The 13,475-nt window shown below is 71.2% G+C and carries 12 protein-coding genes; 5 read left to right on the top strand and 7 right to left on the bottom strand.

Annotated features, from left to right (window positions below):
• Positions 1-171 precede the first annotated feature (171 nt).
• Positions 172-1,431 carry a glycoside hydrolase family 16 protein gene (locus ACIA47_RS26295; RefSeq protein ID WP_112585396.1) on the top strand — a complete coding sequence of 420 codons (1,260 nt, stop codon included), beginning with the start codon at positions 172-174 and terminating at the stop codon, positions 1,429-1,431.
• Positions 1,432-1,600: 169 nt separating this feature from the next.
• A complete protein-coding gene (locus tag ACIA47_RS26290) occupies positions 1,601-2,623 on the top strand; it encodes a DUF4331 family protein (protein WP_203117779.1) in 1,023 nt (340 codons plus the stop codon).
• An 83-nt stretch (positions 2,624-2,706) separates the two neighbouring features.
• Here the strand turns inward: ACIA47_RS26290 and ACIA47_RS26285 are convergent, their stop codons facing one another.
• Complete coding sequence (locus ACIA47_RS26285) at positions 2,707-2,937, bottom strand: DUF2188 domain-containing protein (protein ID WP_091401205.1); 231 nt, start codon at positions 2,935-2,937, stop codon at positions 2,707-2,709.
• Between the two features lie 74 nt (positions 2,938-3,011).
• On the bottom strand, positions 3,012-3,671 hold the full coding sequence (locus ACIA47_RS26280; protein ID WP_112585386.1) for a M23 family metallopeptidase: 660 nt from the start codon (positions 3,669-3,671) through the stop codon (positions 3,012-3,014).
• 122 nt (positions 3,672-3,793) lie between these two features.
• Here ACIA47_RS26280 and ACIA47_RS26275 point away from each other — a divergent pair, with 122 nt between their 5' ends.
• Genes ACIA47_RS26275 through ACIA47_RS26265 form a run of 3 tightly spaced genes read left to right on the top strand, consistent with a single transcriptional unit; the run spans position 3,794 to position 7,536 of the window.
• Complete coding sequence (locus tag ACIA47_RS26275) at positions 3,794-6,241, top strand: PEP/pyruvate-binding domain-containing protein (protein ID WP_396711136.1); 2,448 nt, start codon at positions 3,794-3,796, stop codon at positions 6,239-6,241.
• Positions 6,238-6,903 (top strand): hypothetical protein, encoded by a 666-nt coding sequence (locus ACIA47_RS26270; RefSeq protein ID WP_396711134.1) that lies wholly within the window; start codon positions 6,238-6,240, stop codon positions 6,901-6,903. Before ACIA47_RS26275 ends, ACIA47_RS26270 begins: the two co-directional genes overlap by 4 nt.
• A gap of 51 nt (positions 6,904-6,954) precedes the next feature.
• On the top strand, positions 6,955-7,536 hold the full coding sequence (locus ACIA47_RS26265) for a TetR family transcriptional regulator (protein ID WP_203117773.1): 582 nt from the start codon (positions 6,955-6,957) through the stop codon (positions 7,534-7,536).
• Positions 7,537-7,559: 23 nt separating this feature from the next.
• Here ACIA47_RS26265 and ACIA47_RS26260 read toward each other — a convergent pair whose 3' ends face one another.
• From ACIA47_RS26260 to ACIA47_RS26240, 5 genes are all read right to left on the bottom strand, one after another.
• Positions 7,560-7,832 carry an SH3 domain-containing protein gene (locus ACIA47_RS26260; RefSeq protein WP_396711133.1) on the bottom strand — a complete coding sequence of 91 codons (273 nt, stop codon included), beginning with the start codon at positions 7,830-7,832 and terminating at the stop codon, positions 7,560-7,562.
• 206 nt (positions 7,833-8,038) lie between these two features.
• Positions 8,039-9,352: a hypothetical protein gene (locus ACIA47_RS26255; RefSeq protein WP_203117769.1), complete on the bottom strand. Its 1,314-nt coding sequence runs from the start codon at positions 9,350-9,352 to the stop codon at positions 8,039-8,041.
• 14 nt (positions 9,353-9,366) lie between these two features.
• The gene (locus ACIA47_RS26250; protein WP_396711132.1) at positions 9,367-10,893 is read right to left on the bottom strand and encodes an alkaline phosphatase D family protein; all 1,527 of its coding nucleotides are present in this window, start codon (positions 10,891-10,893) and stop codon (positions 9,367-9,369) included.
• Between the two features lie 117 nt (positions 10,894-11,010).
• Positions 11,011-11,994 (bottom strand): hypothetical protein, encoded by a 984-nt coding sequence (locus tag ACIA47_RS26245; protein WP_396711131.1) that lies wholly within the window; start codon positions 11,992-11,994, stop codon positions 11,011-11,013.
• Positions 11,991-13,286 carry an MFS transporter gene (locus tag ACIA47_RS26240; protein WP_396711130.1) on the bottom strand — a complete coding sequence of 432 codons (1,296 nt, stop codon included), beginning with the start codon at positions 13,284-13,286 and terminating at the stop codon, positions 11,991-11,993. The genes ACIA47_RS26245 and ACIA47_RS26240 overlap by 4 nt, the downstream gene beginning before the upstream one ends.
• Positions 13,287-13,475 lie beyond the last annotated feature (189 nt).

Here is a 13,475-nt window from a genome sequence, read left to right as displayed (position 1 = left end):
ACGACCGGGGTCGGCGCTCAGCGCTCACTGCTCAGCATCGGGCGGTAACGGACGGTCGTGATATTGGAAACACTCTTGACAGAAAGACATCATATCGACATGCTTCGCTTTAGAGAGCGCTCTCCATCCCCGGTAAACCGCCTCCACCACCCCCACGCTGAGGAGCCTCCCGTGTTCACAGCCCGGCCCAGCCTCCGCTTCCGCCCCCTCGTACTCCTGGCGGCCGCCCTCGTCGCGACCGCGACGGCGCTCGTCGTCCCGGCGCACCCCGACCGGGCCGAGGCCGCCATCGGCCCCATCAGTTGGCAGGACGAGTTCAACTCCCCCGCCGGCACGCCCGTCGACCAGAACAAGTGGCGGTTCGACATCGGCGGCGGCGGCTGGGGCAACAACGAGCGGCAGTACTACACGAACAGCACCAGCAACGCCGTCCACGACGGCCAGGGCAACCTGGTCATCACCGCCCGCCGGGACAATCCCGCCAACTACCAGTGCCACTACGGGCGCTGCGAGTACACGTCGGCGCGGTTGCTGACGGCGGCCACCTTCACCCAGACGTACGGGCGGTTCGAGGCCCGGATCAAGATCCCGCGTGGTCAGGGCATCTGGCCGGCCTTCTGGATGCTCGGCACCGGCGGCGGGTGGCCCGACGCTGGCGAGATCGACGTCATGGAGAACATCGGTCGGGAGCCCAACACCGTCTACGGCACCGTGCACGGGCCCGGCTACTCCGGCGGCGGCGGCATCACGGGCAGCCGCACCCTCGGCGCGCCGCTCGCCGACACCTTCCACACCTACCGGGTGGACTGGGAGCCGAACGTCATCACCTGGTACGTCGACGGGGTGCAGTACCACCGGGTTGATCCCGCTCGGCTCGGCGGCAACCGCTGGGTGTTCGACCACCCCTTCTTCATGATCCTCAACGTGGCGGTCGGTGGTAACTGGCCCGGCTACCCGGACGGCTCGACCCAGTTCCCGCAGCAGATGCTCGTCGACTACGTCCGGGTGTCCAGCTACACCTCGGGTGGCGGGGGCGACCCAACTCCCGGCACCAACCGGATCCGGGGTGCGCAGAGCGGTCGCTGCATCGACATCCCCGGCGCCAACCCGGTCGAGGGCGCGAAACTCCAGATCTGGGACTGCAACACCACGGCGGCCCAGAGCTGGACCTTCGCCTCCGACGGGACCGTCCGCGCGATGGGCAAGTGCATGGACCCGGCCTGGGCCGGCACCGCCAACGGCACCGAGGTCAACCTGGTCAGTTGCAACGGCAACACCGCCCAACGCTTCACCCTCAACGCCTCCGGCGACCTGGTCAACCTCAACGCCAACAAGTGCGTGGACGTACGGGAGGCCAACCCCAACAACGGCGGAAAGCTGCACCTGTGGGACTGCCTGGGCGCCGCCAACCAGAAGTGGTCTCGCATCTGATCACCCGAGCACGAAGGCGTGGGCCGTCCGAGGAGAACTCGGGCGGCCCACCGCCGTTGGAGCCCCCGTCCACCTCCTCGAACCGGATTAACTCGATGGGCGGGGAGGCCAGGCTCACGCCCACTATGTTCGGATTAGTCCAGGATCCGGCAGTTCCGGGAGTGAGCTCATGTCGCACCACCTCGATACGCCCCTGGCCGCCCAGGGCGGTCAGCTCTACATCGACGACCTGTTCGTCTTCAACGGTGATCGCGCCACTGTGTTCGTCATGGACGTCAACAGTTCGGTGACCAAGGCCGACATCAAGCGCGGTTTCCACGCCGAGGCGCGTTACGAGATCAAGATTCATATCAACGGCGCCGAGGTGGAGGACCTGACCTACCGGTTCGCCTTCGGCGAGCCGGACGGCGACGCCCGGCAGGCCCTCCAGCTGTACGAGCTCACCGGAGCGGACGCCCGCGACGACGCCGCGATGGGCACCCCCATCGCCGAGGGACGAACCGGCGAGGTGACGACCGGCGGCAACGTGCGGGTCTGGGCCGGCCGGATCACCGACCCCTTCTTCATCGACCTCGACGAACTCGCCACCATCAACGGCGCGGTCAAGAACGGTTCGCGGGTGGACCGCTCGGCGTGGCGGGCCGACCAGGCCAAGAACAGCTTCGCCGGCACCACCGTCGAGTCGATCGTCCTCGAGGTCTCCCACGACGAGCCACTGCTGCGCGACGGCACCGAGATCGGCGTGTGGTGTCGCACCATGCTGGCCACCGACGCCGGCGGATGGCGCCAGATCAACCGCGCCGGCCACCCCATGATGTGGCCGATCTTCTGGCCCCACGACACCGACTTCTCCGACCCCGCCAACTTCCGGCACCCCAGCAACGACCTCACCGAGGGCGGGGAGGAGATCGCGAACGCGGTCGCCGGGGTGGTCAAGGCGAACGGCACCGCACCGGACCCGCAGGCGTACGGCTGGAGCGTCGCCCGGCAGCTCTACCCCGACCTGCTCTCGTACAAGGTCGGCACGGCCGCGAACTTCGGCTTCGCGGTCCGCAACGGGCGCACCCTGGCCGACAACGTGCCCGAGGTGATGTTCTCCCTGGTCCTCAACACCGGCACCACGGCGGGCCTCACCTCGGAAGTCACCAAGGCCGCCCGTTCCGCCACGTTCCCCTACGTGGTCGCGGCCTGAATCCGCTCGACCACCCACCACGCGAGAGCGGACCGACCCCCTGGGTCACGCCGAGGAGGTCGGTCCGCTGAGACTGGAAGCTGTCAGCCCTCGATGTCGCGGGGGTCACGGCTGCGGGGGTAGGTGTTCTTCTCCCCGATCGTGCCGTCCTGCTTCTTGATCACGTGTTCGACGCCGCGGTCGGCCGCCATCTCGCGGCCCTGGGCCTGCGCGTCAGCCTTCACGTCGTGCGTGCTGCTGGCGCGCTCCTGGCCCTCCGGCTTGTTCTTCCACTGCCCGTCCTCGTGGTACGTGTCGACGTCACCCTTGGCCATGACCGGCTCCTCCCCTACGTCTGCACTGTCTCCAGAATCAGTGCCCCCGAGCCGCGCCGGGCAAACTGCGGTCCTCAGGAGACGGCGGGGCAGTTGTTGCTCACCCGCCGCAGGATCTGTTCGCGTTCGTCGGTGGTGATGCCCGAGGGCGTGCCGTCGAAGTGGGTCTCGACCTTCTCCCAGCCGCGGCGCTGCTCGTAGTGCAGGTGCGGGGCTCCGGAGTTGCCGGTGCTGCCGAGCCGCCCGATCTGGTCACCCTGGGCCACCTTCTGACCGACCGTGACCAGCGGCGGTTCGAGCATGTGCAGGTACTGCGTCTCCCACTTGCCGCCATGGTCGATCTTCACCCAGTAGCCGCCGCCGCGCCCCCGTGGGCCATCCGGGTTCTCCGGGTTCCGACCACCCAACGAGCCGTTGATGCCCGCCACGGTGACCGTGCCGGCGTACGAGGCGAGCACCGGCCGCCCCCACGTCTCGCCTTCGGTCGGGAAGAAGTCGACGTCGTAGTCGTCGTGACCGGGGTAGGTGCTGAGCTGCCACGTCTCGCCGCAGGTCACCGGCATCTGGAAGAGCGGGCGCGGCCCGGCCGGTCGCAGCATCGGCACCGCGACCACCGCGACGCCCAGGACGGCCGCCGCCGCGACGAGCGCGAGGAGGACGCGGATGGCGCGGCTTCGAGGGCGGCGGTGGGAACGGGCTCTGGTCGGGCGGCCGGTCGTCACCGGCCCGAGCATGGCAGATCCGGGCAACGTTCCGATCCCGAGGTGGCGCATCCACAACGGTGACATTGCAGTCGCATCGCCAAGAGGGTACGGTCAGATGCAATGCAGTTGTATTGCAACGAGAGTGGGCCGCCATGCACGTGATCGCGTTGTCCGAGGTAACCGCCCAGATGACCGCCCTGGTCGGCGGCAAGGCGGCCGGGCTGGGCGAGCTGATCCGGCACGGCGAGCGGGTCCCCGACGGATTCTGCGTCACCACCGAGGCACACCGGCTCGGCGTCGTCCCCACGGCCGAGGTCGTCGCCGCGTACCAGCGGCTCGGCGCAGGCCCGGTGGCGGTGCGCTCCAGCGCCACCGCCGAGGACCTGCCGGACGCGAGCTTCGCCGGGCAGCAGGACACCGTCCTCGACGTCACCGGCACCGCCGAGCTGATCGCCGCCATCGAGAAATGCTGGGCTTCGCTGCACGGCGACCGGGCGACCGCCTACCGCGACGCCCACGGCATCGATCACCAAACGGTGCGGATGGCCGTCGTCGTGCAGCGCATGGTCACACCCACGGTGGCGGGAGTGCTGTTCACCGCGAACCCGCTGACCGGGCGCCGCGACGAGATGGCCGTCGACGCCGCTGCCGGCCTCGGCACGACAGTGGTGGACGGCGCCGCGGCCGTCGACCACTACATCCTCGACGACGTCACGCGCACCGAGGCCGGATGCCTGACGGCCACCCAACTGGCCCGCCTCCGCGCCACCGGCGAGCGGTTGCAGGCCCACTTCGGCTGCCCGCAGGATGTCGAGTGGGCCATCGACGCGGACGACGTGCTGTGGCTCCTCCAGTCCCGGCCGATCACCAGCCTGTTCCCCGCCCCGCCGCTCAGCGAGAAGCCCCTCCCCCGCGTCTACCTGGAGTTCGGGCACGTTCAGGGCATGCTGCAACCGGTCACCCCGATGGGCATGTCGACCCTGCGAACGCAGATCGCCGCGATGCTCGCCGCGCTCGGGGTGCGGGTCGAGATCGTCGACATCGGCGGTCGCCTCTACGGCGACCTGACCGACCTCGCGCGCGACCGGTCGTCCCGCAAGCGACTGGTGAAGCTCCTGGCGGTCGACTTCGGGCCGCGCGCCCAGGCGGTGATGCAGCACGTGTTGGCCGATCCCCGGTTCGCCCCGACCAGCGGCGGCGCCCGGCGCGGTGGGGCACCGGGAGCCGCGTCGCTGCGGACGGCCCGCCGCGCGGTGGTGGGAATCCTGCGGGCGCTGGCCCGTCCCGAGGCCGCGCGGACCCGGATGTTCGAGGCGATCGAGCAGCTGAGGGTAGGTTCCGCCGCCCCCGCCGACCTGCGTACCACCGCCGACCGGCTGCGCTTCGTGCAGGCGCAGGACGACGACGCCAACGCCGATGACAGCGCCGACGCGATCATGTGGCCGATCGTCGCCGGGATGCTCGCCGCCGCCCTGCCGACCGCGCTGCTCAAGGGCGTCGCCGGCCCGGACGAGATCCACACCGTGCTCGGCGGCATGCCGCACAACGTCACCATCGAGATGGACCTGGCCCTGTGGCGGCTCGCCCAGGGCGTGGGCGAGCACCGCCAGCTCCTCCTCGACACCCCGCCGGCCGAGTTGGCCGCACGCCACCTGCGCGGGACGCTGCCCGACATCGGCATGGCGGCCTTCCTGGACGTCTACGGGCACCGGGGCGTCGCCGAAGTCGACCTCGGGGTGCCGCGCTGGGCGGAGGACCCCACGCCGGTCTTCGCCGCGGTCGCCAACTACCTGCGGGTCAGCGATCCGCAACAGGGCCCCGACCAGCGCTTCCGGCGGGCCGCCTCGGCGGCCGAGACAGCGCTGGAGGAACTGGCCACCCGAGCTCGCCGTCGACGGCCGGTGCGGGGCACGATCGCCGGTTTCCTGTTGCGCCGGGCGCGGTCGTTGGCCGGCCTGCGCGAGGCCGGCAAGTTCGCCGGGCTGTACCCGTTGCGCGAGACCCGTCGCCAACTGCTGCTCATCGGCGCCGACCTGCACGCCCGCGGGTCGCTGGACCAGCCCGACGACATCATGTTCCTGACCCTCGACGAGGTGCACACAGTCGTACACCAGGGTGTTGATCTGCGCGGCACCGTCACCGCCCGGCGGGCCGTGCACCGCCGGGAGCTGCGGCGTCGGACGGTCCCGGTGGCACTGCTCTCCGACGGTACGGATGTGGAGACCGTCCTGCCGCCAGCATCGAGCGGCGACGCGACGCTCGCCGGAGTGGGTGCGTCGGCGGGCCGGGTGACCGGTCCCGCCCGGGTCGTGCACGACCCGGGCACCGCCCACGTCGAGCCCGGCGACGTCCTGGTGGCCGCGACCACGGACCCTGGCTGGACCCCGCTGTTCCTCACCGCGGCGGCGCTGGTCACCGAGACTGGCGCGATCATGGCGCACGGCCCGACGGTGGCCCGTGAGTACGGCATTCCCGCCGTCATCTGCGTGCCGGACGCCACCCGGACCATCACCACCGGGCAGCTCGTCACAGTGGACGGCGGCGCCGGAACCGTCACGCTGCACGGACCGTCGGCGCCCGAGCAAGAAGGACGACCATGACCGACACGACGACACCGACCAGGGCGCGAGTGGGCCTGCTGCTGCGTCGGGCGGCCGAGGCCGAGGCCGCGACGTGGCGCAGCCTGTACGTGTGGGCGCGACGTCGTCCACTACCGCTGGGGCCCGGCGACGAGCCGTTCGGCTACCTCGGCGTGGTCAAGCCGATCCTGGGCATCTTCATCGGCCTGTCGGTCGTGGAGATCCCGATCTTCGACGTGGTGGTCACCCACGTGGTGCCGTGGCGGCCCGCCCGCTGGATCGTGCTGGGCCTCGGCATCTGGGGTCTGCTCTGGATGATCGGCCTGTTCGCCAGCATGACGATCCACCCCCACGTCGTGGGCGACCGGGGCCTGCGGGTGCGGCTCAGCTGGGGCATCGACATCTGGATCCCGTGGAAGGACGTCGAGGCGCTGCGCAAGCGCTACCGATCGCTGCCGTCGAGCAGATCGGTGCAGGTCGAGCAGGAGGGCGACCGCCGGGTGGTGTCCATCTCGGTCGGCAGCCAGACCAGCATCGACGTCCTGCTGCGTCGGCCGCTGACCTTCGACCTGCCGAAGGCCGGGTCCACGCCGGTCAACGAGCTGCGACTGTACGCCGACGACCCGGACGGTCTGCTGCGCAGCGCTCGGGGCGCTCCGGTGAGCCAAACCGTCAGCCGGTGACCGTCGCGCTGGCGGAGTCTTCGGGCCACCCACTGTGAAACGATCGAGGCCATGCCCAAGAAGGTCGATCACCAGGAGCGACGCACCCTCATCGCGGACGCGCTGATGCGGGTCGCCGCGGATCAGGGCTTGGAGGCCGTCAGCCTCCGGCACGTGGCTGCCGCGGCCGGCGTGTCCGCCGGGATGGTCCAGCACTACTTCCGGACCAAGGACGAGATGATGGCGTTCGCGTTGAGCGTGGTGCGGGAGCGCAGCCAGCTCCGCATCACCGAGGCGGTGGCAGGGCTGGGCGAGACCCCGTCGCCTCGGCTGCTGCTGCGCACGATGCTCGCCGCGCTGTTGCCGCTCGACGAACGCACCCGCGACGACGGGCGGGTGGCACTCGCGTTCCTCGCCTACACGGCGGTGCGACCGTCGGCCGCGCCCAGCCTGCACGAGGACACCGCGCAGTTCACCGGGTTCATCGCCAGCGCCCTGCCCGACCGCCACGGTGCCGCCGCCGCGGCCGGCCTGCTGGCGCTGATGGAAGGGCTCGGCGTCTATCTGCTGGGCGGGCAGTACACCGCCGAGCAGGCGCTGGGCGCGCTGGACGCCCAGCTGGACCTGCTCTTCGGCTCGTCGACGAGGGCCTGAGCGGTAGTGGTCGTACCGCTCCCTCAGCAGCGCGGCACGTTCGGGACGTACCCGTCGTAGCCGGTCAGCAGGAAGGCGTCCAAGACGTAGCGGTTGGTGCCGATCCGGTTCCAGACGGCGGTCGTGCCGTACGGGCCGGTGACCGTGCTGCCGGTGGCCTGGCAGTAGACGGCGACGGAGGCGCCGTCGGCGACCGAGCCGACGACCGGGTAGCTGGCACCGGGGCCGGAGCGCACGTTGAGGCTGGACGCCTCGGTGACGACCGTGCCGGAGCCGATGCCGGTGATCCCGTTCACCACGAGGATGAGCGACGAGCCCACGCCCTTCGGTGGCAGCAGGTGCTGGTGGCCAAGCGCCGACTGAGCCGGTGAGCACCCGGAGGATCGGCGTGATCGACTCGGCTTTGCGAAAGTCGCGGTGTCCCTGGTAGCGGGACACCGCGACTTCACCAAACCCGAGTGGATCACGCTGCTCGTTTTCCACGCCAGGCGGTCCGCCTGGCTCAGTGGGTGGTGACGCCCGCCCGCGCCTTCAGTCGGCGCAGTTCGTCGGCGGACATCAGCCAGGTGGAGTTCGTCGTACCCAGGCCGAGGAGCACCTGGTCGAAGGAGTTGCCGTCGTTGTCGTCGGTGTAGCAGACGCTCACCTCACCCCAGGGCGACGCGGCGACCCCGAAGTGCTCCTGTCGGCCCGTCGTGGTCTGGCTCAGCGCCTGGGCCGCCAGCCGACCGGTGGACGTGCCGTCCGGGTTGAGGCCACGCGCCCAGACGTCCGGGTTGGCGCCGGACACCGTCCAGCCCACCACCACGTTGTCCTGGTCGTCGATGCCGACCCCGGGGGCGACGGCACCGGTCCCGGTGGAGACCGGAACCTCGTCGTGCCGGGCCGTGCCGGTCGCGGTGAACGATCGGGCCCAGACACCCCGGGTGCCGGTGTGGTCGGACTCCCACCCGACGGTGAAGTCACCGGCGACGTTCGCCGCCACCGAGGCGCGCTGCTGCTGCCCGCCGCTCTGGGCGTTGGCCGTCCGCCGCGACAGCGCCACGGCACCGTTGGACCGGGCCAGCCGGGTCAGCCCGATGTTGTACGAGCCGTTCGCGTCGGCGTCCTCGTCCCAGACCACCAGCGCCTCGCCGGAGGCGGACACCGCCACGTCGGGACGGTGGTGCGTGCCCGTGGTCTGCGACGCCGTCACCTCGTACCCCTTGGTGGTGGCCGCGGTGAAGCCGGCGGCCCTGACGGTGGCGGGAGCGGTTCCCTGCACGTCCTCCCAGACCACTGTGAAGCCGACCGCGGCGGTGGTCGGCGCGCCGTCCGGGTCGACCGCCACCTTCGGCCAGATCTGCTGCCCGGCGTCGCTGGCGTTGGCCTGTCCCGAGCCGAGCACCGCGCCTGCGGGTGACACCACCCGGTACTGGATGTTGTAGACGCCGTTGCCGTCGCCGTCGGCGGCCCAGACCACCACGGCGTTGCCCCGGTCGTCGAGCCCCACGTCGGGGCTGAGGTGTCGCCAGGCGGCTCCGCTGGTCCCCCCGGTGGAGAGCTTCAGCTCGTACGCGGCGGTGCCGTCGCGGAACAGCCGCAGGTAGATCTCGCTGTGGGTGTCGTCCTCCGGGGCGGTGCCGTCCCGGTCGTCCTCCCAGACCACTGCGACGTGGCCGTTGCGGTTCATGGCGATGGAGGGCAGGTCCTGGTCGCCGGTGGCGACGCTGTTCGCGGTGGTCCAGGTGACCGCCTCGGCGGTCATCGCGGTCGGGCCGGGAACGACGTTCGGGACCAGCAGGGACGCGGTGAGCAGTGCGGTGATCGCGGTCATGGTGGCTCTCTCCCTTACCCGGCCTGCAGGCCGGGCTGGCCGTCGAGGATGACGAACGAACGCACTGTGGACGCCGCCGCGCCATGCTCGGTCACGGTGTTCACCGCGCGGAAGTCCGCGCGGACCTGGCCGCGGCTGATGGTGGTACGGACGTAGCCGCGCCGGTCCGAGTAGAACTTCAGGTGCGGGTTGGCCGCCGCGTTCGGGACCGTGGTGCTGCCGCTGCCGTTGCCGGTGGAACTGATCGAGGTGCAGACCAGCTCGGTGCCGATGGTGGCCGAGGAGGGGTTGGCGTAGTCGGCCTTGAGGTCGTTGGCCCACGACCGGTGCACGTCGCCGGTGAGCACCAGCGGGTTGCGTACCCCACGTTGCTGCCAGCCGGTCTGGATGCGGCTGCGGGAGGCCCGGTAGCCGTCCCACGCGTCCATGCTCGCCGCCCCGTTAGCGTCGAGCTGCTGGGCGAAGAAGACCTGCTGGCCGAGGATGTCCCAGGTGCCGTAGCGCTGGGCCAGCCCGTCGAGCAGCCACGCCTCCTGGGTGGCGCCGGTCAGCGACCGGGAGGCCAGGTCCGCGTCGGCGCAGACCTTCCAACCGTCCCCGCAGGCCTGGTCGTCGCGGAACTGCCGGGTGTCGAGCATGTGGAAGGTGGCGAGCTGCCCCCACCGGACCCGTCGGTACAGCGGGATGCTGTTGCCGATGGCGGCGGACGCGGGTCGCAGCGGCATGTTCTCGTAGTAGGCCCGGTACGCGGCGGTGCGGCGGGCGGTCCACTGGGCTGCGGTCAGCGTGGGGCTGCTGTCGTTGCGGACCATGTTGGCGTAGTTGTTCTCCACCTCATGGTCGTCCGGCACCACCAGCCAGGGTGCCGCCGCGTGGGCCGCCTGCAGGTCCGGGTCGGACTTGTACAGCGCGTACCGGCGGCGGTAGTCGGCCAGCGACACGATCTCGGCACCGATGTGCTGCCGCACCGTGGAGCTGCCGACGCCGCCCTCGTAGATGTAGTCGCCGAGGTGCAGGATCAGGCCGGGGTTGTCCTCGGCCATCCGCCGGTACGCGGTGTAGTAGCCGGCCTCGTAGTGGGCGCAGGAGGCGAAGGCCATCACCAGGTCACGGCCGAAGGCGCTGGGCGCCGGGGCGGTCCGGGTCCGCCCGACCGGCGAGATCTGGCCCTGGGCCCGGAACCGGTAGTAGTAGTCGGAGTCGGCGGCGAGCCCGCCCGCGATGGCGTGCACGGAGTGCGCGTCGGCGTACCGGGCGACCACCGAGCCAGAGGCGACCAGCGAGGTGAACCGGTCGGTGGTGGACACCTGCCACTCCACTGTCACGTCGGCGTTGGTCATGCCGCCCTGCCCGTCGGCGTTGAGCGGAGATGGTGCCAGCCGGGTCCAGAGGACCACGCTGTCGGGCGCCGGGTCACCGGACGCCACACCGAGTTTGAAGGGATACGGCACCGCGGCGCGGGCACCCTGGCGGGGTGTCACCGCGGCTCCGGCGGTGACCAGTCCACTGAGGACGAATATGCGACGGCTCAGCCTTGTCATGGTCAACAGCCTCGGGAACGTCGATGAACGGCGATGGCTGCGGGGCGGAATCCGACATGACGGAATGCTGTCCGCGCCAAGGCGCTCAGGTGTCCGGACCGCCGGGGGCCGGGGGGGTCAGGTGAGCGGCGACGGCGACTCGGCGCCGGGGATCACCAGCGTCGGCGTGCCGGCCCCGTCCGCCGGGACGCTCCAGACGTCGGGCTGGCCGTCGTCCCGGCGCAGCGTGTAGGCCAGCTCTCCGTTGTCCAGCCACGCGGCCTGGTCATCGACGCTGCGGACCTCGGCGGTCGCGGTGACCCTCATGCTCGACAGGTCCAGGACCGACAGCCGCCAGCCCTTCGCCGGGTCGGCGTCGACCGCCTCCTTGAACGCGAGCCGGGTGCCGTCCGGTGACAGCGACGGGCACTCGACGTTCTCCTTCAGCGTCTCGACCGTACGGGCCGCGAGGTCGCCCCGGACGAGGTACCTCTTACCCCCGGTCGCCATGGTCGCGTAGAAGCGGTTGTCGTCGGCGGTGAAGGTGACGCCCCAGTAGTTGACGTCCGCGTTGCGGTAGCCCCGGCCGTCCCGGGTGATCGCGAACCCTTCGAGCGAGGCCACAGTGGTGCCGGTACGGGTGTCGAGGATCCCGGTGCGGCTGGAGAAGCCACTGGAGGTGTACGAGTCGCCACCGACGAACGTCGTCCAGGAGACCATCCGGCCGGAGGCCGAGACCCGGGCCCGGTTCGGCAGCCCCGGCACACTGACCGCGCGGGCCTGGCGCAGCGTCGCGTCGAGCACGACAACCTGGTACGACCACGCGGTCTCCGGCTTCAGGCAGACCCCGGTGCCGGCCGCCGCGTACACCCGGAGGCATTCCAGGCCGGCGACCCTGCGCGGCCCGGCGGGGTCGGTCGCGGCGACGGTGGAGACGTGCCGGTCGGTGATCGCCAGCAGACGTGGCCCGGGTGCCAGGGTGACCGCCTGCTCGCCGCCGGCGGGTGGCGGTGTCCGGGGAGCCTGCGCGGCCGTGGCGGCGTAGCCGGCTGCCAGCGCGCCCAACAGCACGGCCGAGGCGACCACCACGCTGAGCTTCGCTCGGGTCGACATCGCGGTCATCGGTGCACCTTCCGGGTGGTGAGTCGGGACGGGGAGGCCAGCAGGAGGAGCGTGCCGACCAGGACGCCGGCGACGGCGACGGCCGCCGCGCGGATCGCGTTCTCCGGCCCCCACGCCTGCCAGGCCAGACCGAACAGCACGGAGGAGACGAGGTACGCGAGTGCCTGCCCGGTCTGCACCAACGCGATTCCGGTGGTCCGCAGCCGCGCCGGGAGCACCGGACCGGCGAGCGCGATGAGCACGCCGTCGGTGGCCGCGTAGAACGCGCCGTACAGCGTCAGCGTCAGCGCGATCAGGGGCCAACCGTCGACCGGGCCGGCCAGCAGCAGGTACGTCGCACCGAGGGCGGTGTAACCGCCGATCACCACGGGCAGGCGACCGATCCGGTCGGCGAGTACGCCGAGCGGAGCGGCGAGCACCAGGTAGGCCAGGCTGGTTCCCACCGCGAGCAGCGGAAACCAGCGCAGGCCGAGGTCCTCCCGGCGTTGCAGCAGCAGGTAGACGAAGCCGTCGCCGATGGTGGCCAGCCCGAGCATCGCGGCGGCCAGCACCAGCCGCCGGGCCGGGCCGCCGCGCAGCAGCCCGAACGCCTCGCGGACGGAGACCTTCGGGTCATTGGTCTCGTCCGCCGCCGCGCCGTCCGCCGCCTCGCCGTCCGGCTGCTCCCGGACGAAGAGCACGAGCACCACGACGGCCAGGGCCGCGATGCAGAAGCTGGTGACGAAGACCGCGTCGTACGACTGCCCGACGACCAGCAGGACCGCGAACGCGGCGAGTGGCCCGAGGAACGCGCCGACGCTGTCCATCGCCCGGTGCACCCCGAACGCCCGACCCAGCGCCTCGGGTGGCGTGGAGAGCGTGATCAGCGCGTCGCGCGGCGCGCTCCGCACCCCCTTGCCGATCCGGTCGACGGCGATGACGGCGCCGATCGCCGGGATCGACCGACCGGCGAGCAGCAGGCCGAGCTTCGCGACCGCCGAGAGCGCGTACCCGACGCCGGCGATCAGCTTGCGCCGCCGGAACCGGTCGGCGGCGAAACCACCGACGACCCGCAGCAGCGCGGTGGCGCCGGTGTGGACGCCGTCGAGGACGCCGAAGGCCACCGGACTGAGGTGCAGGCCCAGTACCAGATAGAGCGGCAGGACCGCGGCCACCATCTCGGCCGACACGTCGGTGATCAGACTGACAGTGCCGAGCGCGACGACGTTGCCGCTGACCATCGCGAACCGGCGGCGTCGGGGCCCGGATCCGGGTTGGTCGACGACCGGGCGGGAGACGGTCGACAGGTACACGAGCATCTCCTCTGATCAACGGTCGGCGGGCAGCCATCGTCCGTACTCGGTGGAGGTGGCACAACGGACCGCGAGTGGCATCCGGGCGAGGGTCGGATGAACGAGCTCCCAACAGCGAGGTGTTCGCCTGGCGGGATGCACTGTTCATCCGCCTGTCGCCCGCCGGCTCATCGACCTTCCTACATTCCT

The organism is Micromonospora sp. NPDC051227 (assembly GCF_044455385.1).
In the GTDB taxonomy this organism is placed as follows: domain Bacteria; phylum Actinomycetota; class Actinomycetes; order Mycobacteriales; family Micromonosporaceae; genus Micromonospora.
Note: the sequence above shows the minus strand (reverse complement) of the source record. Positions and strands in the feature narration are given on the sequence as shown.